Source organism: Aeromicrobium sp. Sec7.5, from assembly GCF_036867135.1.
Classification (GTDB): Bacteria; Actinomycetota; Actinomycetes; order Propionibacteriales; family Nocardioidaceae; genus Aeromicrobium.
The window spans coordinates 869,384-895,241 of the sequence record NZ_JBAJIJ010000001.1 but is presented as its reverse complement, the minus strand read 5'-3'; the positions used below and the strand labels follow the sequence as shown (position 1 = coordinate 895,241).

Annotated in this window: 25 protein-coding genes; 6 read left to right on the top strand and 19 right to left on the bottom strand. The window is 71.5% G+C overall.

Annotated elements, in window-relative coordinates:
- Nucleotides 1-39: 39 nt before the first annotated feature.
- Genes V6S66_RS04500 through V6S66_RS04485 form a run of 4 tightly spaced genes read right to left on the bottom strand, consistent with a single transcriptional unit; the run spans nucleotide 40 to nucleotide 3,548 of the window.
- The gene (locus tag V6S66_RS04500; protein WP_334205561.1) at nucleotides 40-330 is read right to left on the bottom strand and encodes a hypothetical protein; all 291 of its coding nucleotides are present in this window, start codon (nucleotides 328-330) and stop codon (nucleotides 40-42) included.
- Complete coding sequence (locus V6S66_RS04495) at nucleotides 327-1,733, bottom strand: wax ester/triacylglycerol synthase family O-acyltransferase (protein WP_334205560.1); 1,407 nt, start codon at nucleotides 1,731-1,733, stop codon at nucleotides 327-329. Before V6S66_RS04495 ends, V6S66_RS04500 begins: the two co-directional genes overlap by 4 nt.
- Before the next feature lie 31 nt (nucleotides 1,734-1,764).
- Nucleotides 1,765-2,907, bottom strand: a complete 1,143-nt coding sequence (locus tag V6S66_RS04490; protein WP_334205559.1) for an AAA family ATPase — start codon at nucleotides 2,905-2,907, stop codon at nucleotides 1,765-1,767.
- Nucleotides 2,904-3,548: a hypothetical protein gene (locus V6S66_RS04485; RefSeq protein WP_334205558.1), complete on the bottom strand. Its 645-nt coding sequence runs from the start codon at nucleotides 3,546-3,548 to the stop codon at nucleotides 2,904-2,906. The genes V6S66_RS04490 and V6S66_RS04485 overlap by 4 nt, the downstream gene beginning before the upstream one ends.
- A 154-nt stretch (nucleotides 3,549-3,702) precedes the next feature.
- Between V6S66_RS04485 and V6S66_RS04480 the strand changes: the two genes are divergently transcribed.
- Complete coding sequence (locus tag V6S66_RS04480) at nucleotides 3,703-3,969, top strand: helix-turn-helix domain-containing protein (RefSeq protein ID WP_334205557.1); 267 nt, start codon at nucleotides 3,703-3,705, stop codon at nucleotides 3,967-3,969.
- A 7-nt stretch (nucleotides 3,970-3,976) separates the two neighbouring features.
- Here V6S66_RS04480 and V6S66_RS04475 read toward each other — a convergent pair whose 3' ends face one another.
- Complete coding sequence (locus tag V6S66_RS04475; RefSeq protein ID WP_334205556.1) at nucleotides 3,977-4,498, bottom strand: hypothetical protein; 522 nt, start codon at nucleotides 4,496-4,498, stop codon at nucleotides 3,977-3,979.
- 105 nt (nucleotides 4,499-4,603) lie between these two features.
- On the opposite strand from V6S66_RS04475, the gene V6S66_RS04470 reads away from it, so the two are divergent.
- Together V6S66_RS04470 and V6S66_RS04465 are read left to right on the top strand one after the other, a co-directional pair.
- Nucleotides 4,604-5,224, top strand: a complete 621-nt coding sequence (locus V6S66_RS04470; protein ID WP_334205555.1) for a LysM peptidoglycan-binding domain-containing protein — start codon at nucleotides 4,604-4,606, stop codon at nucleotides 5,222-5,224.
- Nucleotides 5,221-5,691 (top strand): Rv3235 family protein, encoded by a 471-nt coding sequence (locus V6S66_RS04465; RefSeq protein WP_334205554.1) that lies wholly within the window; start codon nucleotides 5,221-5,223, stop codon nucleotides 5,689-5,691. The genes V6S66_RS04470 and V6S66_RS04465 overlap by 4 nt, the downstream gene beginning before the upstream one ends.
- Nucleotides 5,692-5,731: 40 nt before the next feature.
- Here the strand turns inward: V6S66_RS04465 and secA are convergent, their stop codons facing one another.
- The 12 genes from secA to V6S66_RS04405 all read right to left on the bottom strand — a co-directional run bounded on the left by secA (nucleotide 5,732) and on the right by V6S66_RS04405 (nucleotide 20,048).
- Nucleotides 5,732-8,449 carry a preprotein translocase subunit SecA gene (gene secA / locus V6S66_RS04460; protein WP_442885891.1) on the bottom strand — a complete coding sequence of 906 codons (2,718 nt, stop codon included), beginning with the start codon at nucleotides 8,447-8,449 and terminating at the stop codon, nucleotides 5,732-5,734.
- Between the two features lie 55 nt (nucleotides 8,450-8,504).
- Nucleotides 8,505-9,749, bottom strand: coding sequence for a winged helix-turn-helix domain-containing protein (locus V6S66_RS04455; RefSeq protein WP_334205553.1), 1,245 nt, complete (start codon nucleotides 9,747-9,749; stop codon nucleotides 8,505-8,507).
- Nucleotides 9,750-9,762: 13 nt separating this feature from the next.
- Nucleotides 9,763-10,422 (bottom strand): response regulator transcription factor, encoded by a 660-nt coding sequence (locus V6S66_RS04450; RefSeq protein ID WP_334205552.1) that lies wholly within the window; start codon nucleotides 10,420-10,422, stop codon nucleotides 9,763-9,765.
- A gap of 148 nt (nucleotides 10,423-10,570) precedes the next feature.
- Complete coding sequence (gene hpf, locus V6S66_RS04445; RefSeq protein WP_334205551.1) at nucleotides 10,571-11,191, bottom strand: ribosome hibernation-promoting factor, HPF/YfiA family; 621 nt, start codon at nucleotides 11,189-11,191, stop codon at nucleotides 10,571-10,573.
- Between the two features lie 100 nt (nucleotides 11,192-11,291).
- Nucleotides 11,292-11,984 carry a ComF family protein gene (locus V6S66_RS04440; protein ID WP_334205550.1) on the bottom strand — a complete coding sequence of 231 codons (693 nt, stop codon included), beginning with the start codon at nucleotides 11,982-11,984 and terminating at the stop codon, nucleotides 11,292-11,294.
- A gap of 77 nt (nucleotides 11,985-12,061) precedes the next feature.
- Nucleotides 12,062-13,735 carry a GerMN domain-containing protein gene (locus V6S66_RS04435; RefSeq protein ID WP_334205549.1) on the bottom strand — a complete coding sequence of 558 codons (1,674 nt, stop codon included), beginning with the start codon at nucleotides 13,733-13,735 and terminating at the stop codon, nucleotides 12,062-12,064.
- A complete protein-coding gene (gene mtrB, locus V6S66_RS04430) occupies nucleotides 13,732-15,303 on the bottom strand; it encodes an MtrAB system histidine kinase MtrB (RefSeq protein WP_334205548.1) in 1,572 nt (523 codons plus the stop codon). The genes V6S66_RS04435 and mtrB overlap by 4 nt, the downstream gene beginning before the upstream one ends.
- Complete coding sequence (mtrA, locus tag V6S66_RS04425) at nucleotides 15,300-15,995, bottom strand: MtrAB system response regulator MtrA (protein WP_334205547.1); 696 nt, start codon at nucleotides 15,993-15,995, stop codon at nucleotides 15,300-15,302. Before mtrA ends, mtrB begins: the two co-directional genes overlap by 4 nt.
- 55 nt (nucleotides 15,996-16,050) lie before the next feature.
- Nucleotides 16,051-17,478, bottom strand: a complete 1,428-nt coding sequence (gene ahcY, locus V6S66_RS04420; protein WP_334205546.1) for an adenosylhomocysteinase — start codon at nucleotides 17,476-17,478, stop codon at nucleotides 16,051-16,053.
- 71 nt (nucleotides 17,479-17,549) lie between these two features.
- Complete coding sequence (locus V6S66_RS04415) at nucleotides 17,550-17,717, bottom strand: Trm112 family protein (RefSeq protein ID WP_334205545.1); 168 nt, start codon at nucleotides 17,715-17,717, stop codon at nucleotides 17,550-17,552.
- A gap of 301 nt (nucleotides 17,718-18,018) precedes the next feature.
- Nucleotides 18,019-18,693, bottom strand: a complete 675-nt coding sequence (locus V6S66_RS04410) for a potassium channel family protein (RefSeq protein ID WP_334205544.1) — start codon at nucleotides 18,691-18,693, stop codon at nucleotides 18,019-18,021.
- An 8-nt stretch (nucleotides 18,694-18,701) separates the two neighbouring features.
- Nucleotides 18,702-20,048 (bottom strand): TrkH family potassium uptake protein, encoded by a 1,347-nt coding sequence (locus V6S66_RS04405; RefSeq protein WP_334205543.1) that lies wholly within the window; start codon nucleotides 20,046-20,048, stop codon nucleotides 18,702-18,704.
- A 94-nt stretch (nucleotides 20,049-20,142) separates the two neighbouring features.
- Between V6S66_RS04405 and V6S66_RS04400 the strand changes: the two genes are divergently transcribed.
- Nucleotides 20,143-21,120 carry a glycosyltransferase gene (locus tag V6S66_RS04400; protein WP_334205542.1) on the top strand — a complete coding sequence of 326 codons (978 nt, stop codon included), beginning with the start codon at nucleotides 20,143-20,145 and terminating at the stop codon, nucleotides 21,118-21,120.
- Nucleotides 21,121-21,135: 15 nt separating this feature from the next.
- Here V6S66_RS04400 and ispD read toward each other — a convergent pair whose 3' ends face one another.
- Together ispD and V6S66_RS04390 are read right to left on the bottom strand one after the other, a co-directional pair.
- Nucleotides 21,136-21,825, bottom strand: coding sequence for a 2-C-methyl-D-erythritol 4-phosphate cytidylyltransferase (ispD, locus tag V6S66_RS04395; RefSeq protein ID WP_334205541.1), 690 nt, complete (start codon nucleotides 21,823-21,825; stop codon nucleotides 21,136-21,138).
- Complete coding sequence (locus tag V6S66_RS04390; protein ID WP_334205540.1) at nucleotides 21,822-22,670, bottom strand: siderophore-interacting protein; 849 nt, start codon at nucleotides 22,668-22,670, stop codon at nucleotides 21,822-21,824. The genes ispD and V6S66_RS04390 overlap by 4 nt, the downstream gene beginning before the upstream one ends.
- Nucleotides 22,671-22,687: 17 nt before the next feature.
- Between V6S66_RS04390 and V6S66_RS04385 the strand changes: the two genes are divergently transcribed.
- Together V6S66_RS04385 and V6S66_RS04380 are read left to right on the top strand one after the other, a co-directional pair.
- On the top strand, nucleotides 22,688-24,658 hold the full coding sequence (locus V6S66_RS04385) for a M13 family metallopeptidase (RefSeq protein WP_334205539.1): 1,971 nt from the start codon (nucleotides 22,688-22,690) through the stop codon (nucleotides 24,656-24,658).
- Nucleotides 24,655-25,857 (top strand): MFS transporter, encoded by a 1,203-nt coding sequence (locus V6S66_RS04380; protein ID WP_334205538.1) that lies wholly within the window; start codon nucleotides 24,655-24,657, stop codon nucleotides 25,855-25,857. The genes V6S66_RS04385 and V6S66_RS04380 overlap by 4 nt, the downstream gene beginning before the upstream one ends.
- Nucleotide 25,858: the final 1 nt, after the last annotated feature.

Here is a 25,858-nt window from a genome sequence, read left to right as displayed (position 1 = left end):
AGGATGCGGGGCCCTCCTGCGTGCGGCTGACGCCGTGTCTCAGCCGAGCAGCGCGAGCACCGCGTCCAGCTCGTCGACGCCGAACCACTGGAGGTGGCCGCTGTCGTCGAGGGCGACGTGGAACGCCTGCACGTGCGCGAGGGCGACCGGCTCGTCCTCGACGTCGACCTCGGCGGCCACGGCCACGGGTCCGGACTCGACTGCCTCCTCCAGCGCGGCGAGCTCGTCCTCCTCGTCGTCCGAGGCGGGCAGCAGCTGCTCCTGGTCGAGCGCCTCACCCGCGGCCAGGCGGCGCAGGTCGTCGGCGTCGGCGGCGAGGTAGACCCTCACGACTTGTCCCGCTGGGGGCGCTGACGGCCACGCGGGGCACGGCGCGTCGAGGACGCGGCCGTCTCGACGAGCTCGTCGACCGACTCACGGATGCACTGGGCCAGGACGTCCAGGTCGGGGACCGCCTCACGATCGCCGACCAGGCCGAAGAACACCTGCCCGTTGTACGACGTCACGGCGATCGAGACCGCGCGGTGGCCACGCAGCGGGATCGCCGAGTACACCTCCTGGACCTTCTGCCCGGCCAGGTACACGGGGTCGAACGAGCCCGGGACGTTGGTGATCGTGATGTGGTGGTCGCGTCGCGCCTCGGCCATCGCGACCCGCGCGCCCACGGCGTGGAACGTGGACGTCGCGAATCCTGGCAGGTTCGCCAGCTCGTTGGCCGCCACCGCCAGACCGGTCTCGCGGTGATCCTTCAGCGCGTAGGACACCTGGTGCAGGCGGACCACGGGATTCGTCTCGCCGACCGGCAGGGAGAGCAGGTGCCCCTTGACCCGCGAGCCCAGCGAGGTCGGCAGGCCCTCGGACACGACCGACATCGGCACGAGCGCCCGGAAGCTGGTCTTCGGGGTGACCGTCTCGGCCCGGGTCAGCATCCAGCCCCGCAGGCCGCCGGCGATCGAGGCGAGGATCGCGTCGTTGACCGTGCCGCCGTGGAACTCGCGGACCCGCCGCAGGTCGCCGAACGAGACGGCGACGGTGGCGAAGCGGCGGTGCCGCGAGAGCGTCGTGTGCAACACCCCGCTGGACGGGGTGGCCGGGGAGCCGAAGCCCGGGAGGTGGCGGACGAACCGTCCCGCGACGCGCTCGACGGTGTGCAGGGCCTCGACCGGGTGGGTCACGGTGCGGTTGACCGTCGAGGCGGTCAGGGCGAGCGGACCGGGATCGGGACGGGGGGTCCAGTCCTCGTGCGGGATGTCGCGGGCGTGCGCAACCTCCTCGAGCAGGACCTGGGCGAGGTCGACCGTCTCGGAGCCGTCGACCAGGGCCTGGTGGGCCTTGAACAGCAGCGCGACGGCACCGTCCTCGAGACCCTCCACGAGGTACAGCTCCCACAGGGGCCGGTCGAGGTCGAGCCGGCGGGCCACGAGCCGGCCGACGAGCTCGTGCAAGGCGTCCCGCGATCCTGGCGACGGCAGGGCCGACCGCCGGACGTGGAGCGTGATGTCGAAGTTCTCGTCATCGACCCACACGGGGGGTCCGATCCGGCCCGGCACGTGACGTGGCACCTGTCGGTACCGCGGCACCAGGTCGATGCGCTCGTCGATGATCCGCAGGAGACGGTCGTGGTCGAGCGAGGTCTCCCCGGCCTCGAGGATCGTCAAGGTCGCGATCTGGCGGGGAACCGTGGGGCTGTCGCTCTGCAGGAACAGCGCGTCCAACGGGCTCAGGCGCTGCATGGCACTCCTCAATCCGGTCGGGGCGAGGTTATCACCGGACGTCGAGGCCGAGCGACGAGACGAGGTCGTCGACACGCCGCACGAACGGCGAGGCCGGGGCGGTGACGCGCGGGGACCGACCCTGCATCAGCGCCGCCTGCACGGCAGCCGGGTCAGCGGGCAGGAACAGGTCGGGGGCGCGACCGGCGAGCCGGCGCAGCGCCTCACCGACCTCGCGCTCGCTCCAGCCGGGGCCGAGACCGGCCAGGCTGACGACGAGGGATCTGGGCGGTGTGGCGACGACGTCGTGGAGCTCGGCCAGTCCGCGGACCAGGCGCGAGAGACCCATCGGGTCGGCACGCCCGATGACCACCACGTCGTCGGCCCGGTCGAGCAGGTACCGCGTGAGGGCGTGGCGGGACCGACCGACGGCGCCATCGAGGTCCAGGCCGGACCCGACGTCGAGGACGACGTGCGCGTGGTCCAGCGCAAGCCGGTCGAGGACCGTGCCGAAGGCACCGACGCGCAGGTGCGGCCAGAGGTCGGCCCGCGGGATGCCGGTGAGGAGATCGAGGCCGGGCTCGACCTCCACGAGGTGCTGGTCGACCTCGTGGGCGCGCCCGTTGCCGGCGGCCCGACAGGCCGCCAGGACCCCGCTGAGGTCGTCGAGCACCCCCAGCTGCTGGGCCAGCGTGCCGCCGGCGACGTCGGCGTCGACGAGCACCGTGCGGCGCCCGAGGGCCGCCAGGGCGGACGCGAGGGCGAGGGCGAGGGTCGAGCGCCCTGGCGCCCCCGCCGGCCCCCACACCACGAGCACCCGGCCGGCCTCGGTGGCCTCCGCTCCGCCCTCGGGCGGCGGAGGACCGGGCACCGGCACCGGCGCCTTCCAGTCGACCTGACCGAGCTCACCCGGGGCGGGCCGGCGCAGCACGCCGAGCGCCGCCGCGGCCCCGTCGTCGCCGCACGCGGCCACGGTCGCCCCGGCGCCCGAGAGCTCGCGCACCACGTCGACGTCGAGGCCAGGAAGCGACGGGTCGACGACCGCCACCGTCGCGGCTCCGGTGCGGACCACGGCGAGCAGCTCACTGACGTCGACGCAGCGTCGCACCAGCCGCAGGTCCGGAGCGCGATCGATCGCCGCGAGCGCCTCCGGCTCCCACGGGGCGCCGGCGGCGGCGATCGCGACGTCCGTCACGGCACCCGCACCAGGGTCACGTGGCCGGCCGCGATCGCGGCGACCTGCTCGCCGCGGAGCGTCTCGGACCCGAGGTCGAGCACGATCGTGCGGGTCACGCTCGCCCCCAGGGTCTCCGACTGTCCGGCGTCCAGGACCCGAAGACCCGAGGCGAACCGCTCGGCCGCGAGGTCGGCCGGCTCCCCGGGACCCGGGCCGACCCAGACGTCGACCAGGTCACCGGCCCCCAGGTCCGCGGGCAGGAAGCCGGTCTGGACGCTGACGGGCAGATGTCCGCGGGACTCCGCGCCCGAGCCCCAGGCGTCATGCGCCACGAGCGAGCCCGCGCCCAGGTCGTCGGTCCAGCGCAGTCCCCCGAGGTCGTCCGGCAGCTGCTCCTCGACCCGCACGTAGGCCTCGCCGCTGGCCCCGTCGAGCCTGGCCTGGGTCGCGACGAGGTCGTCGCGTCCGACGGCGTCGCCCGCGGGGACGTCGTCGGAGACCGCCCAGTACTCGACGGTGTCGTCGGCCTCCACGACCACCCGTGCGCCGAGGGCCGTGGCTCCGAGGACCAGCACGACACCCGTCAGCAGGCGCGGATCGCGCCATCGACGCACGACGACCCGTCGTGCCGGCCGCGTCGTTGCATCGCGTCGTCCCATGTCGTCCCCCCGGACTGTCACGGCACGCGGTCGCGCACCTGACCCGGATGTCTACTGCACCGTCCCGCGACTCGTCCACCACCCGTCCCCGGCCCGTCCACAGGAGGCCGCGGACGCCCCCAGGGCTGACACTCGGGCGTGCCACACTGGACGCATGGGTTCGGAGACGCCGCGATTCCTCACGCTCGTCGATGTCGCCGAGGTCCTGAACGTCACCGTCCGACAGGTGTACGCGCTGGTGCGGTCGGGTGACCTGCGTGGCATCCAGATCGGCGGGCGCGGTCAGTGGCGGGTCGAGCACGTCGAGCTCGAGGACTACATCCAGCGCCAGTACGCGCGCGTCGAGTCGAGCCTGCTCGACCCCGACTTCGAGCCCGACCTCGACGACCAGGACCTCGAGACGACCCGCCGTTCCGACTGAGCCGCCCTCAGAGCACCTGCAGCGTCGCGACCGTCGGCAGCACGACCCACGGCCCCGACGGTCCGAACCCCGATGGTCCTGTCCCGGGCTGCCCGAGTCGCACCGCGTCCCGGGCCACGGCCTCGACGCGTCCGGTCACGTGACTGCCGTCGACCCGCACCAGGCGCACGTCCTCGGCGTCGTCGCGGAGCGCCCGCAGGACCTGTGACCACCCCAACCTCGCGGCGACCCCGCGGAGCTCGGGGGCCCGGCCGCCGCCGCCGCGCCACCCGAGGACGGCGCTCCGGGCGACGACCATCTCCCGCGCCTGATCGCTGAGGACCACGAAGTCCTCGGCCGAGCGGATCACCCGTCCCTCGATCCAGCCCACGCCACTCACCTCGAGCGCCACCTCGCCCCAGATCAGGTCGCGCGCACGAGCCTCCGCCCACTCCTCGTCGACGAGCTCGGACGCCAGCGCGTCGCGTTCCAGGGCCGCGTCGTCGATCTGCGACGCCTCGATCTCGGCCAGCAGACGGTCCCACCTCATGGACGGACACGCTAGGCCTCCCCTGTGCACCGGGTCGTTGACAGAAGTAGCCCAACGGTCTTGTCTGATCTTGAACGTCATCAAACGTCATCAAACGGGGGAAACATGCTTGCTTCCAGGACACGACGCCTGCTCGCCACCGCGGCCGGTGCCGGCCTCGGGCTCACCCTGTCGGTCCCCGATCTCGCGAGCAGCGGCCGCGCCGTGGCGGGTGCCGACCTCGCCGACGCGCTCGGCGGCGTCGCGGTCCTCGCCCTGGCCGGCCTGTCCCTGTGGTTGCTGGTCGCCACTGCCCTGATCGGTCTCGCGCTCCGCACCGGGACCGGCCTCGGGCTCGCCCGACGCATCGCCCCGGCGTGGCTCGCGACCACCCTCTCCACCGGCGCCCTGCTCCTCGCGCCCGCGGCACACGCGACGCCGGCCGATCTCGACGGCCTGCCGCTGCCGGATCGAGCACCCGCCGTGGCGGCCTCCGGCCCGACCGTCGAGGAGATCTCACGCCCTGCCCCTCCCGGGGCACCGGCCGCCACCGTGACGGTGCGGGCCGGGGACTGCCTGTGGGACCTGGCCACCCGACACGCCCCAGCGGCCGCCTCCGATCGAGAGGTCGCTCGACTGACGCGCGTCTGGCACGAAGCGAACCGTGCCGTGATCGGGGCCGACCCCGACGTGCTCCGTCCGGGCCAGGTCCTCACGATCCCGGTCGACGGTCAGGTGGCACCGTGAGGTCCGCGACGGCACTGGCCGTCGTGGTGCCGTTCGGGATCGATCCGGAGTCCGATCTGCAGATCCCGTTGCCGATCCCCGGCGTGAAGCCCGTGCTGCCGGTGCCGGTGGAGCGGGGACCCCGGCCCGAGGCGCCCCTGCGCGAACGCACCTCCCGCTTCCTCCAGGCCGTGGTCGAGGTCCTCGTCGGGGATCGCCCGGCCCGACAGCTCGCCGGATGGCTCGCGCCCGACGTCTACCGGGCGCTGGAGCGGCGGGTCACCCTCGGCGCGCGTCGAGCGGCTGGGCGCCGTGGCAACGCCCGCGTCGTCTCGGTGCACGTCTCGATGATCTCCCCGACCGTGGCGGAGGTCGCCGGCCGGTTCGTGCACCACCGGCGGTCCCGTGCCGTGGCGGTCCGGCTCGAGCTGCTGCCCGACCACCGCGACCAGCCGGCCTGGCGGTGCACCGCGCTCGAGTGGGGGTAGCCGGCCGGCTCGTGGTGGCCGAGGCCACCACGAGCCGGGCTCAGCGGTTGTTCTTGCGGCTCTTGCGCTGCTGCTTGGTCTTCTGGCGCGCCTTGCCCTTGGCGTTCTGCGCCTTGCGAGCGGCGGTCTCCTCGGGCGACGCGTCCTCGGTGTGCACCTCGGCCTCGCCGTCCTCGCTCGGCGCCGAGTAGGCGAGCTTCTGCTCCGCAGGCGTCTCGACTCCCTTGGCCGAGACCTGGGGCGACTCGGCCTCCCCCGGCTGGACCTGGACGTTGACCTCCACGTTGAACAGGTAGCCGACGGCCTCCTCCTGCGTGGCCTCCATCATCGCGGAGAACAGGTCGAAGCCCTCGCGCTGGTACTCGATCAGCGGGTCACGCTGGCTGTACGCCCGCAGGCCGATGCCCTCACGGAGGTAGTCCATCTCGTAGAGGTGCTCGCGCCACTTCCGGTCGAGCACGCTGAGCACGACGAGGCGCTCGGCCTCGCGGGCCACGGGCTCGGTCAGGTCCTTCTCGCGGCGGTCGTAGGCGGCCAGCGCGTCCGCCACGAGCACCTCCGTGAGCGACTCACGGGTCAGCCTGTCGCGCCCCCCCGCCTCGGCGGCGACGTCGTCGGTCGAGAGCGTGACGGGATAGAGGGTGCTGACGGCGGTCCACAGCGCGTCGAGGTCCCACTCCTCCGCGAATCCGTCGGTGGCGCCGACGACGTACGCCGTGACGACCTGCTCGATCATGTCGCGCACCCAGTCACGGAGGTCCTCGCCCTCCAGCACCTTGCGGCGCTCGGAGTAGACGACCTCACGCTGGCGGCTCATGACGTCGTCGTACTTGAGGATGTTCTTGCGGGTCTCGAAGTTCTGCGTCTCGACCTGGGCCTGGGCCGAGGCGATGGCGCCCGTGACGCGCTTGTTCTCGATCGGCACGTCGTCGGGGATGTTCATGCGCGTCAGGACCCAGTCGACCCAGTCGGCCTTGAACAGGCGCATCAGGTCGTCCTCGAGCGACAGGTAGAACTGCGACAGGCCCGGGTCGCCCTGACGGCCGGAACGACCACGGAGCTGGTTGTCGATGCGTCGCGACTCGTGACGCTCGGTACCGATCACCGCGAGTCCGCCCAGCTCGACGACCTCGTCGTGCTCGGCCTTGACCTGCGCCTCCGCGGCGGAGACGGCGTCGGCCCAGGCCTCCTCGTAGCCGCTCTCGGGGTCGGCCGGGTCCAGGCCACGCTTGCGCAGCGCCTGGTCCGCGAGGAACTCGACGTTGCCGCCGAGCATGATGTCGGTGCCGCGGCCGGCCATGTTGGTCGCGACCGTGACGGCTCCCCGGTGACCGGCGAGGGCGACGATGGCGGCCTCCCGCTCGTGCTGCTTGGCGTTGAGGACCTCGTGCACGACCCCGCGCTTGCGCAGCATCTTCGAGAGCCGCTCGCTCTTCTCGACGCTGGTGGTGCCGACGAGGATCGGCTGGCCCGCGGCGTGGCGATCGACGATCTCCTGCGCGACGGCCTCGAACTTGGCGTCCTCCGTGCGATACACCAGATCGGGCATGTCCTGGCGGTCGACCGGGCGGTTGGTGCGGATCGGGACGACGCCGAGGCCGTAGATCTTGTCGAACTCGCTGGCCTCGGTCATGGCCGTGCCGGTCATGCCGGAGAGCTTGTCGTACAGACGGAAGTAGTTCTGCAGCGTGATCGTGGCGAGGGTCTGGTACTCCTCGCGGATGCGCACGCCCTCCTTGGCCTCGATCGCCTGGTGCAGGCCCTCGTTGTAGCGGCGTCCGTCGAGGATGCGGCCCGTGTGCTCGTCGACGATCATGACGTTGCCGTCGACGACGACGTACTCCTTGTCGCGCTTGAACAGCTCGCGCGCCTTGACGGCGTTGTTCAGGAAGCTGATGAGCGGGGTGTTGACCGAGTCGTACAGGTTGTCGATGCCGAGCGAGTTCTCGACGACGTCGATGCCCTCCTCGGTGACACTGATCGTGCGCTTCTTCTCGTCGACCTCGTAGTGCACGTCGGGCGACATCTTCTCGATGATCTTGGCGAACTCGGCGTACCACTGCACCTGCTCGGTGGTGGGGCCCGAGATGATCAACGGCGTGCGCGCCTCGTCGATCAGGATCGAGTCGACCTCGTCGACGACGGCGAAGAAGTGGCCCCGCTGCACGCAGGCGGCCAGCTCGGTCGCCATGTTGTCGCGCAGGTAGTCGAAGCCCATCTCGTTGTTGGTGCCGTAGGTGATGTCGCACGCGTACGCCGCCCGACGCTCGGCGGCGGGCATGCCCGGCAGGATCGCCCCGACCGTGAGGCCCAGGAAGCGGTGCACGCGACCCATCCACTCCGCGTGGTAGCGGGCGAGGTAGTCGTTGACCGTGACGACGTGGACGCCCTGGCCGGCCAGCGCGTTGAGGTAGGCCGGCAGGGTCGAGACGAGGGTCTTGCCCTCACCGGTCTTCATCTCGGCGATGTTGCCGAGGTGCAGCGCCGCTCCACCGAGGATCTGCACGTCGAAGTGCCGCTGACCCAGGACGCGGTCGGCGGCCTCGCGGACGACGGCGAACGCCTCCGGCAGCAGGCCGTCGAGGGTCTCGCCCTCGGCGAGCCGCTCGCGGAACTCCTCGGTCATGCCGCGCAGCTCGTCGTCGCTCAGACCGCTGTAGTCGTCGGCGAGGTCGTTGACCTGGTCGGCGATGGCCTCGAGCTGGCGAAGGATCTTCCCCTCGCCGGCGCGAAGGATCTTGTCGATGATCTTGGGCACGCGGATGCACTTCCTCGCAGATGGGCCGGAGCAGGATGGCCTGAACAGGTCGAGTCTAGGCGGTATCGCCAGACTCCCGGGCCCGGGCACGGGCACGGACGGCATCGGACAGCGCCGGGGCGAGATCACCGCGCTCCCCGACCGTGACCTCACGGGCTCCCAGCCACCCGGCCAGGAGCTCGAGCTCGTCGGCCAGCTCGTGGGCCGTGTGCCCGGGAGCATGCGGTTCCGCGTGCGCCCCGAGCACCAGCACCCGGCCGGTGGCACGGTCGTGCTTCAGGTCGACACGAGCCACCAGGCGGTCGCCGAGGAGGAAGGGCAGCACGTAGTAGCCGTGCACACGCTTCTCGGCCGGCACGTAGATCTCGATGCGGTAGTCGAAGTCGAAGAGCTGCTTCAGGCGGGCGCGCTCGAACACCAGCGGGTCGAACGGGCTGACCAGGGCACGGGCGCGAACTCGGCGCGGCACGGTGGCGTCCCGGTGGCGCCAGGCAGGGCGGGCCCAGCCGTCGATCGTGGCGGGCACGAGCACCCCGGCGTCCGCCAGCTCGTCGATCGCCCGGACGGTGGGCGCGGGCGCGAGGCGGAAGTAGTCACGCAGGCACGCGGCGGTGCCGATGCCGAGGGCCCGGGCGGCGTGCTCGACCAGGACCCGGTGCGCGGCGTCCTCGGACAGGTCGGGGAGGTCGGCGACCTCAGGTGGGAGCACCCGCTCGGGCAGGTCGTAGGAGCGCTCGAACTGCGTGGTGCGCCCGGCCGCCATGACCGCACCGACGTAGAACAGGTACTCGAGGGCCTGCTTGCCCTCCGACCAGTTCCACCCCCAGTGCGACCGGTCGCGAGGCAGGTCCTCCTCGATCTGCCGCGCGGTGAGCGGGCCGCGTCGACGAACCTCCTCCAGCGCCCACGACACGAACTCGGGCTTGTCCCGGGCCACGGCCCGCGGCCCGCCCCACATCCGCGCGTCGTCGCTCCGGCGGAAGCCGAGGGCCGGCCAGAGGCGTACGTCGAGCAACGCGGCCTCATGGGCCCAGTACTCGACCAGGCGGCGCGGCGCGCGCGAGGACGCCCGGTGCAGCATCTCGACGTCGTACGGCCCCAGCCGGGAGTACAGCGGCAGGTAGTGCGCGCGTTGCAGCACGTTGACCGAGTCGATCTGGAACAGCCCCAGGCGGTCGATCGTGGCGCGGAGGTGACGTGTCCCGACCGTTCCGGTGGGCCGACCCCGCGCGAAGCCCAGCGCGCCGAGCGCGAGACGGCGCGCCTGCAGGACGGTGAAGCGTTCCGGTGCGGTGGTCATGACCGGGCCCGGCTCAGAGGTCGTCGACGAGCTTGCTGCGCACCGCGTACATCGCGGCTTCCATGCGCGACTTCATCTGCAGCTTCTCCAGGATGTTGCGGATGTGGTTCTTGACCGTGTTCTCGCTGATGAACAGCTCGCCGGCGATCTCGCGGTTGGAGAGGCCACGGGCGACGAGCCGCAGCACCTGGAGCTCGCGGGCGGTCAGGCTCGCCGAGGGGGCCGGGCCCTTGGAGATCTGGACGAACTCCTCCAGCAGCTTCGTGGCCATCGTGGGGCTGATGAGTGACTGTCCGGACGCGACCAGACGAACCGCCTCGGCGACCTGGTCGTACGTCGAGCCGTCCTTGAGAAGGTAGCCGGACGCACCGCTCCTGATCGACTCGTAGAGGTCGGACTCGTCGTCGCTGGCGGTCAGCATGATGATGCCCGTGGTCGGCGACGTGGCCTTGATCGCGCCGCAGATCTCGACGCCGCTACGACCGGGCATCCGGACGTCGAGCAGAACGACGTCGGGCGGGTTCTCGGCCACCTGGGCGAGGGCCTCGTCGCCCCCGTTGACCTCGACGAGGTCCAGGTCGGGATCAGCGCTGAGCACCATGCTGACGCCACGCCGGAACAGCTCTTGATCGTCGACGAGGAGGACGCGGATGCGCTGTCTGTCGTCGGCCACGCAGTGAACTATGCCACGCAGCGCTGAGTTCGCACGGGGACCGGCACGGACGCCCAAGTTTCGAGCACGACCGAGGCGCCTGGCGCCCCCTCCGCACGGACGGGGCGCGGATCGACAGCCGATCCACGCCCCGTTCGAACCCGGCTCGTCAGTCCTGCGACGGGTCCAGGTGGATCACGCCGTAGTCGTAGCCGCGGCGCCGGTACACGACGCTCGGCTGCATCGAGTCCTTCTCGACGAAGAGGTAGAAGTCGTGCCCGACGAGCTCCATCTCGTACAGGGCCTGGTCCAGCGTGATCGCCGGGGCTCGGTGCGTCTTCTCACGGACGACCATCGGACCGTCGCCCTCGATCTGGACGGGCGGCGCTGGCTCGTCGACGACCGGCGCGGCGTCGACGAGGAGGCCTTCCGGCACGGTCGACGTGGCCTCGGCGAGCGAGACGGGTGCGTGCTGACCGTGATGGATCCGCTGCCGGTCAGCGGACCGACGCAGGCGCGAGTGGAGCTTGTCGACCGCGGCGTCGAGTGCGGAGGCCTGGTCGGTCGAGCACGCCTCGGCGCGGACGACCGGGCCCCGCGAGCGGAGGGTGAGCTCGACCCGTGCCGCCCGGTCGTGCTGGCGGGGGTTCTTCTCATGGGTCACTTCGACGTCGATCCGGCTGATCCGCTGGCGACTGTCGAACTTGTCGATGCGCTGCAGCTTCTCGTGGACCCGCTCACGGAATCTTTCCGAGATCTCGCTGTTGCGGCCCGTGACGACGATTTCCATGAGTGCCTCCGTATCGGTGGACGAACGTTCATGCCATGTTCATGACCGTAGACCGCGCGGCCCTCCGGCGAAAGGGTGCCGCGCGAAGTTCTCGTACTTCTCAGGTGGGTGCGGCTCCCGGCCGGGGCGTGTGGGCGACCACCACGACGGCCGAGGTCCGCACCCCCGCCGCGGCGAGAGCGCGCACCGCCTCCCGCACGGATGCCCCGGTCGTGAGCACGTCGTCGACCACGAGCACCTCGTCGATCCCTGCCCGGACGCAGCGGGCCACGACCGATCGGTCCGCGGCGAAGGCACCCTCCACGTTGACCCCGCGCGCCCGCGCTCCCAGACCCGCCTGGTCGCGCGTGGCGCGCACGCGACGCAGCACGGGCATCGGCACCGCATCGATCCCGACGGATCGCAGCTCGGTGGCCGCCCGGGCCGCGAGCAGTCGCATCGGGTCCGCGCCGCGCCGCCGCACCTGGGCGCGAGAGGTCGGCACGGGGACGAGTGCCGGCCGTGCCGCAGGCGGCACCAGTGAGCACCCCACCGCGAGCAACCGCCCCAGCGGATCCGTGAGTCCCAGGCGGCCCCGGTCCTTCCAGGCGACCACGACGCGGGCGGCCGGTCCGACGTTGTCCAGCACCGCCAGGACCGGGACGTCGGCGACGCCGGCCACGAGCCGCGGGACGGGCCGACAGGCGACCGCGCACGCGCGGCACCACCCCAGGCCCGGGGTGCCGCACCCGGCGCAGTCAGCGCCGACGGCGAGGTCGGCGGCCGCCGACCGCCACGAGTTCCCGAGGTGCACACGTCGACCCTGCCCCTCGAACGGGCCGTTCGGAGGTGGTGGCGACGCTCACGTGGACCGCGACGGCCTGTGGACGCTCACCGCCCGCTCGTCAGCCCTCGCGCCGTCACGCCGAGCAGGCGCCACGCACCACCGGCCGGCAGGTACCAGAGCCGGGACCGGTCGTCGGTGACGTACAGGTCCGGATCGTCGCCGGTCCCGGCCGCGAGCGCCGTGATGGCCACGTTGGGCAGGCGAGGAGCCGTGCCGGCCGACGCGTCCGAGGGTGAGCCGTCGATCGAGGCCCGGTACACCTGGCGCCCGGTCTCGCCGTCACCCACCACCGCGACACGGGTCGCGCCGAGCCAGACGACACCGGCGGGGTTCACGACGTCCGGCGCGATCCGCACGGGAGCGGCCAGCTGGGGCACCGCCCCGTCGGTGGCGACGGTCACGGCTCCTGCCAGAACGTCTCCGGACCCCCGCGTCACCGCGTACCGCGTGCCTCCGGGCTCGAGGGCGAAGGCCGTCACCCGGTCCAGACCGGCGGCGATCGACACCGTCTCGACCCCGGCACCCGTCAGCAGCCGCACCCTCAGCTGGCCCTGCGGGCGGTCGGCGACCCAGAGGCGCCCCTGCACGTCCCAGGAGATCGACAGGACCCCAGCGGTCTGCTCGACCTGTTGACCGTCGGCGTCGACGACCCGGACCACGCCGTCCCCGCCGACCGCGGCCCACGCACCCGGGCGGGTGGCCACGAGGACCGCCGAGGCGGCCACCTCCTCGGGCAGTCCCTCGACCGGGGTCGCGACGCCCCCGGACAACGTGGAGACGACGTCGTCGACGACTGCTCCGGGTCGGCCCGTGGCCGGGGCCGGGTCGAAGCCGCCCCAGGCGGTGACCGGCTGGTCCGCGGTGCCGCCGGCCACGAGCGGACCGTCACTGCCCACAATCCGCACGACGTCGACCTCCGGCACCTGGCCGAGAGTGCGGACGACCTGCGCCGAGAGCCGGCGGCGGACCTCGACGTCGAGGGTCGTGAGGGACGCGTCGAACTCGACCGTGGCGCGACCCTGCGCGACCGTGACGGCCGGCTTCCACTCGCTCGCCTCCGGGACGTAGGTGCGGGTCTCGCCCGCGACCTTCGGCGGGGACCCGGCCACCAGGGCGGCCGTCAACGACGTCGCGAGCCGGTCACCAACCTGCAGGTGGACGGGATCGGCCACGAGCGCGTCACCGGCGACGTCGAACAGGAAGACGTCGAGCGCGCGGTAGTAGGTCTCGAAGTACCCGCGGGTGATGGCCAGGCCAGGGGGCGGGTTGGAGATGCGCCACTCCCCCGCGTCCTTGACCAGCTCGAGCGTGACGTCGGACGGGCCGTTCGACGCCACGAAGTGCCCGGTCCGGTCGAGGCGACCGGTCTCCTGGACCTCGAGGTCGACCCTGGCCGATGCCTCGGTCACCTCCTGCACGCGGATCGTGGGGGCACGGTAGATGCGCACCCCGTCGCCGGCGGCCCAGTCGGCCGCCGCCTCGCTCGACAGGTAGGCGCTCGCGGTCCCGCTCGAGACGGGGTAGGCCAGCATCGCGTCGAGGAAGCCGGCCACGACCTCGGCGGGCTCCGCCCCGGGCGCCGGGGGGGCCGGCTGGTACGTGATCAGGTCGCCCTCGGCGGCGTCGTCGCTGGCGCGCTCGACATCGGTCGAGGTGGGCAGCCCGGCACACGCCGGCAGCACCAGCACCAGCACCAGGGCCGCCAGCAGCCGCTTCATGCGTCCCCGGCCTCTCGCATGGGCTCCAACGCCGGACGGCTCACGTCACCGTCCGGCTTCGGGAGGGTCAGGACGAAGTCGGTGCCACGCCCGGGGATGCTGCCCAGGTGCAGCTCGCCCCCGTGCAGACGGGCGTCGCCCCTGGCGATCGCGAGACCGAGTCCGGTGCCGCCGGCTGCGCGTGCCGGGTCGGCTCGCCAGAAGCGGTCGAACACCCGCAGCGACTCCTCGGCCGTGAGTCCGATGCCGTGGTCGCGCACTGACAGCGAGACGGACCGGTCGTTCTCGGCCACCGAGACGACGACGTCGGCGGAGCGGCTGTAGGCCGCGGCGTTCGCCACGAGATTGCGCAGCACCCGGTCGACGCGTCGCCGGTCGGCCTCGGTGACCACCGGCGCGTCCGCGCCCACGACACGGACCTCGATGCCCTTGCGGGCCAGCACCGGGTCGTGGGCCAGGTCGCGCGCCACCTCCGACAGGTCGATCGTCTCGAGCTCCAGCTGGGCGGCCTCGGCGTCGAACCGCGAGAGGTCCATGAGGTCGGCCAGGAGCTCCTCGAACCGGGTGAGCTCGCGGCGCAGCAGCTCCGCCGCGCGCGCCGTCGACGGCTCCCAGCCAGATCGTGCCTCGTGGAGCACGTCGCCGGCCATCGAGATCGTCGTGAGCGGCGTGCGCAGCTCGTGCGACACGTCCGACACGAACCGCTGCTGGAGCTTCGAGAGGTTCTCCAGCCGGGCGATCTGCGACTGCAGGCTGGCCGCCATCTGGTTGAAGGACTCCGACAGCCGGGCGATGTCGTCCTCACCGCGCACGTGCATCCGCTGCTCGAGGTGCCCCGCGGCGAACCGCTCCGCCGTGCGACGGGCCCGGCGAACCGGCTCGAGCACCTGGCGCGACATGACGTAGGCGACGCCACCGACCATGACGATCATGGCGAGCCCGGCGAGGGCCGTCGCGTTGCGCACCAGATCGAGCGTCTCCTGCTGGTCGGCCATGCTGAAGACGTAGTACAGGCCGTAGTCGTCGCCGGTCGAGGGCACGTCGAGCCGGCTCCCGACCACGACGACCGGAACGGCCCCCTCGTCCGGGATCGACACCTCGGCGAACCGGAAGTAGAGCCCGTCGGACGAGGCGACGGTCCGAACGAGGTCGTCCGGGACGATCTCGACCGACACCCCGCCGGAGGAGCGCACGGGCGCCGTCTCGCCCCCACCGCCCAGCGGGCCCTCGACGAGGACGTCGTAGCGGCCCTGGCCCTGGCCGCTCTGCGTCAAGGAGTCGACGATCTGCGCCACCGCCTCGCTGGCGGCGGAGGCATCGGTGGCCGTGGTGGTCTCGAGCTGGGCCCGCACGCGGTCGAGCCCGGCACGCGCCTCGGCGACGGCACTCTCGCTGCGAGCCTCCGCGAGCCCGTCGGCGACCTGGGCCAGCAGCGCCCAGCCCGTGAGCCCGATCGCCAGCGTCGTCAGAGCGACGGTGCTCCCGACGACGCGAAGACGGATCGAGCGGCGCCACTGCCGCAGGGCTCGACCCGTCGCCGCCCGCAGCCCACGACGGATCCACCTCATCCGGGTGCGATCGCCTGGTACCCCACGCCTCGCACGGTGCGGATGATGCTCGGGTTCTCGGCGTCGTCCTCGATCTTCGACCGCAGTCGTGTCATGTGGACGTTGACGAGCTTGGTGTCACCGGGGTGGTGGTAGCCCCAGACCTTCTGCAGGAGCACCTCCCGGGTGAAGACCTGCTCCGGCGTGCCCAGCAGGCACGCCAGGAGGTCGAACTCCAGCGGTGTGAGATCGAGGGGCTGGCCCGCGCGCTCGACGGTGTGGCCCGACGGGTCGAGCACGATGTCGCCGAAGACCAGGGGCTCGAGGATCTGGTCGGTGCGTCGCAGCCGGGCGCGGATGCGGGCGACCAGCTCGGAGTTCTTGAACGGCTTGACGATGTAGTCGTCGGCTCCGGCCGCGAGCCCGGCCACGACGTCGTCGGTGTCGGAGCGCGCCGTCAGCATCACGATCGGCACGTTGGAGCTGTCGCGGATCCGCCGGCACACCTCCATGCCGTCGACCCCCGGCAGCATCAGGTCGAGCAGGACGACGTCCGGCCGGAACGAGCCCAGGGCCGCCAGCACCTTGTCGCCGGAACGACACACCGCCGTCGTCAGCCCCTCCCCCTCGAGCACGATCGACAGCATCTCGGCCAGCGACGCGTCGTCATCGACGATGAGGACACGGTCGTGGTGAGTGCGGCGCTGGCTCATGGGGGTGGGACCGCCGACGGCGGTGTGTCAGTTCTTCCGGTTCAGGGCTTCAGGCTCAGTACCGGTAGAGGTCGGACTTGTACGGACCCTCGATCGGCACGCCGAGGTAGGAGGCCTGCTCCTTGGTGAGCTCGGTCAGCTCGACACCGAGGGCGTCGAGGTGCAGGCGGGCGACCTCCTCGTCGAGGTGCTTGGGCAGCACGTGGACGCCCAGCTCGTAGTCGTCGGCCTTCGTGTAGAGCTCGATCTGCGCCAGGACCTGGTTCGTGAACGAGTTCGACATGACGAACGACGGGTGACCCGTGGCGTTGCCCAGGTTGAGCAGACGACCCTCGGACAGGACGATGATCTTCTTGCCGTCCTCGAAGATCCACTGGTGGACCTGGGGCTTGATCTCGTCCTTGACGATGTTCGGGATCTTGGCCAGACCGGCCATGTTGATCTCGTTGTCGAAGTGACCGATGTTGCCCACGATGGCCTGGTGCTTCATCTTCTGGAAGTGCTCGACCGTGATGATGTCGAAGTTTCCGGTGGTGGTGATGAAGATGTCGGCGGTCTCGACGACCGACTCGAGGCGCTTGACCTCGTAGCCGTCCATCGCGGCCTGCAGGGCGCAGATCGGGTCGATCTCGGTGACGATGACGCGCGCACCCTGGCCGCGCAGGGACTCGGCCGAGCCCTTGCCGACGTCGCCGTAGCCACAGACGACGGCGACCTTGCCGCCGATCATGACGTCGGTGGCGCGGTTCAGGCCGTCGATCAGCGAGTGGCGGCAGCCGTACTTGTTGTCGAACTTGCTCTTGGTGACCGAGTCGTTGACGTTGATCGCCGGGAAGAGCAGCGTGCCCTCGCGGAAGCGGTCGTACAGACGCAGGACGCCGGTGGTCGTCTCCTCGGAGACACCCTGGATGTCCTTCGAGATCTTGGTCCAGTGGTCGGGCTTCTCGGCGACCGAGCGAGCCAGGACGCGCAGGACCTCCTTGAACTCCTCGTTGTCGGTGCTGTCCTGCGACGGCACGACACCGGTCTTCTCGTACTCGACGCCCAGGTGGAGCAGCATCGTGATGTCGCCACCGTCGTCGAGGAGCACGTTCGGGCCGCCCTCGGCGAAGTCGAAGACCTTCTCGGCCTCGTCCCAGTACTCGCCGAGCGTCTCGCCCTTCCAGGCGAAGACGGGGGTGCCCTTGGGGTCCTCCGCGGTGCCGTCACGACCGACGACGACCGCAGCGGCGGCGTGGTCCTGGGTCGAGAAGATGTTGCACGTCGCCCAGCGGACGTCGGCGCCGAGATCCACGAGGGTCTCGATCAGCACCGCGGTCTGGATGGTCATGTGCAGCGAGCCGGCGATGCGGGCTCCGGCGAGGGGCTTGTCCTTGCCGTACTGCTCGCGCATGGCCATGAGGCCCGGCATCTCGTGCTCGGCGAGTTCAATCTCCTTGCGGCCGTACTCGGCCAGCGACAGGTCAGCGACGTTGAAATCCATGGAACCCATCGTAACTGCCCGTGACCAGTCCCGGTGACGGACTTGGGTAACGGCGGCGTGACGTTGCCGGCTCAGACGGCGCGGGCCTCGTGCACCAGCATCGTGGGGATCCCGTCGGACACGGGGTAGGCCAGCTGGCACGCCTGGCAGACGAGCTCCGAGGCCTCCTCGTCGACGAAGAGGCGGTCCCGGCACTGGGGGCAGACGAGGATCTCCAGCAGGCCCGGGTCGAGGAACATGTGACCAGCCTATCCGGTGCCGGGCACCGTTGGCTGAGGCTCAGCGTGTCAGCGGGACAAGCGGCATGGGCCACGAGGCGCGGGCTTGCGGACACCTCGATCGAACCACGCACCTCGCTCGACGCAGTCGAATGACGGAGTCGGCACGGCACGTGGTCGCGGGGCACGGCGAATGTGCCGTGCCCGGTGACGAATTGCCGGGCCCAGTTCGAGTCCAGGCAGCCTCGACCCCGCTCGTCGGTCCATGCCGCCTGTCCCGCGCCGATCGCCGGACCGCATCACCCGGCGACCGCACCCGCGCTCAGGTCAGCGCGCAGAACGCCTCGACCTTCGGGGTCGGCCCCGAGACGATGAGCTCGTCGCCGTTGGTCACGTAGGTCTCGGGTCGGGCGTACGTGAAGTCCTCGCCGCGGGTCTTGACCCCGACGATCGTGACGCCGTAGCGCTGACGGAGGTTGGCCTCCGAGAGCGTCTTCGCCTCGGAGCACTGCGGTGCCCGTGTGCGGGCGATCGCGAAGCCGTCGTCGAACTCGATGAAGTCGGTCATCGTGCCGGTCACGAGGTGGGCGACCCGCTTGCCCATCTGCGACTCGGGACGGATCACGTGGGTCGCCCCGACCCGCTCGAGGATCGCCGCGTGCTTGCCGCTGATGGCCTTGGCCCAGACCTCGTTGACGCCCAGGTCCAGCAGTCCGAGGACCGTCAGCACGCTCGCCTCGATGTCGGTGCCGATGCCGACGACCGCGATCTCGAACTGCTCGGCACCGATCTGGCGCAGCGCCTCGGTGTCGGTGGTGTCGGCCGCGACGACGTGCGTGAAGTCGCTCGCGTGCTTCTGCACGATCTCGGCGCGCTCGTCGACCGCGAGCACGTCGTGGCCCAGCTGCACGAGCGAGCGCGCGACAGCGAGTCCGAACCGGCCGAGTCCCAGCACGATGACCGGCGCGGTCGGCGAGGTGTCCTTGCTCCTGGCCATGCTGGCTCCTATCCGATGATGGGCTGTTCCTCGGGCACGGTGTACCGCGGTGCCCGACGACGCAGGACGAAGGCCGAGGCAGCCGTAATGGTGCCGACTCGGCCGATGAACATCAAGACGATGATGACGACCTGCGACGCCGTGTTGAGACTCGGCGTCAGGCCCGTGCTCAGTCCGGCCGTCGCGAAGGCCGATGTGGCCTCGAAGAGCGCGTTCTCGAAGCTCGAGTCCGAGACGAGCATCAGCAGCCAGGTGGAACCGGCGACCAGCATGACGGAGATGAGTGCGATCGTGAGCGCGGTGCGCGCGACCGCCGAGCTGATCGCCCGGGCGCCGATCGTGACCTGCGGGTCGCCTCGCAGCTCGGCGAGGATCACGTAGGCCAGGAGCAGGAAGGTCGTCACCTTGATGCCACCGGCGGTGCTGGCGCTGCCACCGCCGATGAACATCAGGACGGTGCCGAAGCTCAACGTCTCGGGCCGGACCGCGCCCCAGTCGAAGCTGTTCAGGCCTCCGGACCTCGGCATGATGCCGCCCTCGAGCCCGGACACGAGCCGGTGGTCCCAGGGCAGCGCGCCCAGGGTCGCGGGGTTGCCCCACTCCAGGGACAGGAACACGACGGAGCCGAGCACCAGGAGGAAGACCGACCCCCACACCGTCAGCCGGGTGTGGATGGTCCACTTGCTCGGGTTGCGCCAGCCGCTGAAGAGCTCGGCCAGCACCGGGAAGCCCACGGCACCGAAGAACACCCCGATGCAGATGGGCACGATGACCAGCCAGTCGCCCGCGTACCGGGTGATGCTGTCGGAGTTGAGCGAGAAGCCCGCGTTGTTGAAGGCCATGACCGCGTCGAACACCCCGTGCCACACCGAGGTGCTCCAGGTGTCGTAGTACGAGCCCCGGTAGCGGATCGCGAGCACGATCGCGATGACGAGCTGGAAGCTCAGCATCACCACGGCGACCCGTCGGAACAGCGGCTTGACCTCGCCGAGGCTCACGACGTGCATGTCGGTCTGCGCCACGAGGCGGGTGCGCAGACCGAGACGACCGCCGATGAACAGGCCCAGCACCGTGGCCAGGGCCACGATCCCGAGGCCCCCGATCTCGACCAGGACGAGGATGATCGTCTGGCCCACGGGCGACCAGTAGCTCGAGGTGTCGACCGTGGCGAGGCCGGTGACCGTGACCGCGGAGGTCGACGTGAAGAACGCCGGCATGAACTCGGGCGAGTACGCACCGGTCCTGGCGAAGGGGAGCATCAGCAGCGCCGTGCCGAACAGGATCAACGTGAGGAACGACAGCGGCAGCAGTCGCACAGGGTGCGCGATGGCGGCCGGGATCCTCGGACGGGGCACACGGCGACGTTACACCGCACCCGGGGCCGCGGTGGAACTTCCGCCACGACGCCGTCGGACCGGTCGGCGGCGGGGAGTCGTTAGGGTGGCGTCCGTGCCCGAGCAGACCTCCCGCGTCGCGATCGCCGTCGTGACGTACAACCGACCGGAGTTCCTGGCCGAGCTGCTGCGGAGCGCCACCCGGCTGTCGACGCCCGCCTGGCGCGTCGTCGTGATCGACAACGCGAGCGACGAGGCGACGACCCGGGTCCTCGACGAGGCCGCCGACTGGTTCGATCCGGGCGTGCTGGTGACCCGGCGCCTCGCCACGAACACCGGCGGCGCCGGGGGGTTCTGCGAGGGCACCCGGCTGGCGCTCGAGCTCGGGGCCGACTGGGTGTGGCTCATGGACGACGACGTCGAGATCCTGCCCGAGGCGCTCGACCTCTTCTCACCCTGGATGGAGCGCTTTCGCGTCATCCACGGGCGCCGGTACGACTTCGACGGGTCACCCTTCTACTGGCAGGCCAAGTTCAACGAGTTCCTCGGTGTGCCGCTCCCCTACGGCGTCAAGCGCACGTTCAACGACGAGGGCTACGCGCTCACCAACTCGGGCACGTTCGAGGGCATGCTGATCCACGCCGACGTCGTGCGCACGATCGGCCTGCCGGACCCCCGATTCTTCATCACGTGGGACGACGCCGCGTACGCCTGGCTGGCCGCCCAGCACACCGACGTCGTCTACGTCGACGCGTACGTCCTGCGACGCAAGCGCGAGCAGCGGCAGGTCAATCTCGGGCTGCGCCACCTCAATGACGGCAGCCCGCTCTTCCGCTTCCACGTCATGCGCAACCGGGCCTACGTCGGCCAGTACTTCGCGCTCCACGGCAAGCTCAACCGGGTCGGCTTCGGCCTCGGCACGGCCCTCACCTTCGCCAAGGAGGTCTTCCGACTCGTCGTGGTGCAGCGCACGCTGCGCGGCGTCGGCGACCTCGTCCGCGGGTTCCGCGAGAGCCGGCGCCTCTGGCGCGACGACACCTGGCGCCCCATGGATCCCGCCGAGGTCCCGCCCGCCCTGCCCACCGCGGAGTAGCCGCCGCGCTCGACCTCAGTCCTCGTGCAGCCAGCGGCGGGCGAGGTCGAGGTCGGCCGGCCGGGTGATCTTGAGGTTGCGCTCGTCGCCGGGGACCACCGCGACCCGCGCGCCGGGGACGTGGGCCAGGACGACGCCACAGTCGTCGGTGGGCTCTCCCGGCTCGAGTGCGGCAGCGGCGTGCGCGCGCCGCAGCACCCCGGCGCGGAACCCCTGCGGCGTCTGCACGCGCCGGACCGTGGCGCGGTCAACGCCACGCAGGACCGTGCCACCCGCATCGACCTCGACGAGGGTGTCGACCGACTCGACCGCCGGCGTCACGGCGTCGTGGTCGACGAGCCCGGCGAGGCAGGCGTCGACCACCGCGGCGGTGACGAGCGGCCGGGCCGCGTCGTGCACGAGCACGAGGTCGTCGTCGGCGAGGTCCGGGATCGCGGCCAGCCCGAGCCGCGTGCTCTCGGCCCGCGTGGCGCCGCCCGAGACCACCGTGACGACCTTCGGCTCGGCCACCGCCACCCGGTGCGCCTCCCGCGCCGACTCGGCGTGCGTCACGAGCACGATCCAGTCGACCTCGCGGTGCTGGGCGAGTCGGCGGACCGCGTGGGCCAGGACGGTGCTGCCGTCGAGGTCGAGCAGCTGCTTGGGGGTCGACGCCCCGAAACGGGTGCCGGTTCCTCCAGCGAGCACCAGCGCGTGGACCGTCACGACGACGTGGAACCGGGTCGGATCATCGGCTCCTCGCCGCGGGCCCGTTCCCCCGCCTTCCAGGCGCGAAAGCCCTCCTCGGTCTCTCCACGGCGCCAGTACGCCGAGATCGACACGTCGCGACGCTCGACCGCCTGCTCCTTCACGAGGTACGGGCGCACCGTCTTGAGCAGGCCGGACTCGCCGTGCACGAACACCTGGACTCGTCCGCCGGGCCAGGGCCAGGCCCGGACGGCGTCGTCCAGGAGGTTCGTGGTGCCGGCCTCCTGCGGTGAGCGATGCAGCCAGACGACCTCGACGTCACCCGCGGTGACGACCTCCTGCTCGTGGTCCGGTCCGTCGACCTCGACGAAGGCCGTGGCCTTCTGACCTGGATCGAGGGCCTCGAGACTCGCCAGGATCGCCGGGAGCGCGGCCTCGTCACCCACCAGCAGCTGGTGGTCGGCCTCGGGATCGGGACGGTAGGCGCCTCCCGGGCCCCGGAAGTGGACCGTCTCGCCCACCTGGGCGCGAGCCGCCCACGGCCCCGCAAGTCCCTCGTCACCGTGCACGACGACGTCGACCCACATCTCGCCGGCCGCGGCGTCGAGCCGGCGCACCGTGTAGGTGCGCAGCACCGGCCAGTGCTCGGCCGGCACGGTCGCGCGGAGATCGTCCAAATCGAGTCGCTCCGGGTACTCGACACCCGGAGCCAGGAAGGCGATCTTGACGTAGGCGTCGGTGTGACCCTTCCATCCCGCGACGACGTCGCCGAGCTCCGGCCCGCCGAGCACGAGGCGGCGCATCGCCGGGCCGAGATCCTCGGTCCGCAGGACGGACAGACGGGTCAGGTAGGTGCTCGACACGCCTGTAGCCTAACGAGGTGACTCAGGGCATCGACATCGCGCAGCTGGACCACGAGATCCGCGTGCAGGACGACCTCTTCCGCCACGTGAACGGCCGCTGGCTGCGCGAGGCGCCCATCGCGCCCGACCGCGCCACGGCGGGCTCGTTCGTGACGCTCGTCGACGAGGCGGAGGGCAAGGTCCGCCAGATCATCGAGGACGCCGCGTCCTCCGACGCCCCCGCGGGGTCGGACGAGCGCAAGATCGGCGACCTGTTCGCCTCCTTCATGGACACCGACCGCATCGAGGCGTTGGGAGTCGAGCCGCTCCGGCCCGATCTCGCCCGCATCGACGCCCTCACCGACTACGCCGGGTTCGCGCGGCTGCTCGGCGACCTCGAGCGCACGGGCACGCACGGTCTGATCGGCATCTACATCGGCCCTGACCGCGGTCAGCCCGACCGCTACGTCACGCACGCCTTCCAGGGCGGCACGGGTCTGCCCGACGAGTCGTACTACCGCGAGGACGAGTCGGCCGACATCCGCGCCGCCTACGTCGGCCACATCGAGCGCATGCTCACCCTCGCCGGGCTCGACGGGGCCGGTTCCGACGGGGCCGCCGCCCGGGCCGAGCGCGTGCTCGACCTCGAGACCCGGCTCGCCGCGCACCACTGGGACCGCGTCGCCTGCCGCGACGCCCAGAAGACGTACAACCTCCTGCCCTTCGAGCAGCTGCAGGCGCTCGTGCCGTCGTTCGACCTCGCTGCCTGGTCGGCCGCGGGGCAGATCCCCGAGGCGGTCCTGGCCGAGGTCGTCATGGCCCAGCCGTCGTTCCTCGAGGGCCTCGAGACCCTGCTGACGCCCGACCTGCTGCCCGCCTGGCTCGACTGGCTGCGGTGGAACGTCGTGCACGCGGCCGCCGCCTACCTGTCGTCGGACCTGATCGACGAGAACTTCGACTTCTACGGCCGCACGCTGTCCGGCACCGACGAGCTGCGCCCGCGCTGGAAGCGTGGCGTCTCCTTCGTCGAGGGCGCCATGGGTGAGGCCGTCGGTCGCATCTACGTCCGCACCGAGTACCCCGACACGGCCCGTGAGCGGATGGACGAGCTGATCGCCAACCTGATCGAGGCCTACCGCCAGTCGATCACCGAGCTGCCGTGGATGAGCGACGAGACCAAGGCCCGCGCCCACGACAAGCTCGCGGCGTTCACCCCGAAGATCGGCCATCCCGAGCAGTTCAAGGACTACACCGACCTCGAGACCGACCCGGCCGACCTGCTCGGCAACGCGCGCCGGTCGATGGCGGTCGAGACCGCCCGCGAGCTGGCGAAGATCGGCGCGACGATCGATCGCGACGAGTGGTACATGACGCCGCAGACCCTCAACGCCTACTACAACCCCACGATGAACGAGATCGTCTTCCCGGCGGCGATCCTGCAGCCGCCCTTCTTCCACGCCGACGCCGACGACGCCGTGAACTACGGCGCCATCGGTGCCGTGATCGGTCACGAGATCGGCCACGGCTTCGACGACCAGGGCTCGCAGTACGACGGCACCGGAGCCCTGAGCAACTGGTGGACCGACGACGACCGCATGGCCTTCGAGAAGCTCACGGCGGCCCTCGTCGCCCAGTACGACGACCTCGCACCCGAGGGCGCGGACGGTCAGAAGGTCAACGGTGCGCTGACGATCGGCGAGAACATCGGTGACCTGGGCGGGCTCAGCATCGCCTACCGCGCATTCCGGTTGACCGGTCCGGGCGACGAGCCCGTCGACGGGCTCACGCCCGACCAACGCTTCTTCGTCTCGTGGGCGCAGGCGTGGCAGTCCAAGGTGCGGCCGGCCGAGACCGTCCGCCGGCTCACGGTCGATCCCCACTCGCCGCCGGAGTTCCGGTGCAACCAGGTCGTGCGCAACATCGACGCGTTCTACACGGCGTTCGACGTGACGTCCGACGACCAGCTGTGGCTCGATCCTGCCGACCGTGTGACCGTCTGGTCGTCGTGACCTTTCCGCAGGGGCGCCTCGTCGGGTCCCTCGCGGCGGTCCAGGTGGTGGGCGGGGTCGGCAACGGCGCCGGGCTGGCGATCGGAGCACTTCTCGTCAAGGACGTCAGCGGCTCCTCCGGCTGGGCCGGCACCGCCACGGTGATGCTGACGGTCGGGGCCGCCGCCGCGACGATCCCGCTGGCACGCTGGGCCGTCCGCTCCGGACGAAGGCCGGCCCTCACCACGGGATGGCTGGTCGGCGCGGCCGGGGCGGTCGTGTCGATCGTGGGCGCCGATCTCGACTCGCTCCTGCTCGTGCTCCTCGGCCTCGTGCTGTTCGGCGCCAGCACGGCGTCCAACCTGCAGTCGCGGTTCGCCGCCACCGACCGGGCCGAGCCCCGCAAGGTCGCCCGTTCGCTCTCGGTCGTCGTCTGGGCCACCACCATCGGCGCCGTGGCCGGCCCGAACCTGACCGGTCCGGGTGCACGCGTGGCCGCGTCGCTGGACATCCCCGACCTCGCCGGCCCCCTGGTGTTCTCGGCCGTGGCGTTCGCCGTGGCCGGGCTCATGACGTTCGTCCTGGTGCGCCCGGACCCGTTGGCGCCCGACGCCACCGTGCCGCGGCCCGCCCGCGTCTCGCCCTGGCCGCACGTGCGCGGTCGGGCCTTGACGGCCGTTGTGGCCATCGCGGCCTCGCACGCGGTGATGGTGTCGGTCATGGCACTGACCCCCGTGCACATGGAGGACCACGGGTCCGACCTGGAGCTCATCGGGCTCACGATCAGTCTTCACATCGCCGGCATGTTCGCCCTGTCGCCGGTCTTCGGCTGGCTGGCCGACGTGATCGGGCCACCGGTGCTGGTGGTGGCCGGTCAGGTCGTGCTCGTGGTCTCGACCGTCGTGTCCGGCACCGCCGGGCACTCGGAGCCACGCATCATGATCGGGCTGGTGCTCCTGGGTCTCGGTTGGTCGATGTCGGTCATCGCCGCCGCGGCGATGCTCACGACGGCCCTCAGCGCCGAGGTCCGGCCTGCCGTGCAGGGCGTCGCCGACCTCGCCATGAACGTCGCGGGGGCGACCGGCGGCCTGCTGGCCGGGGTCATCATGGCGTGGCGCGACTTCGGCACGCTGAACGCCGCCGCCGCGCTGCTGACGATCCCCGTGATCGGCCTGGTCGTGGCCGGGGGCCGCGCCGCGATCGACGTGACGCGCGACTGAC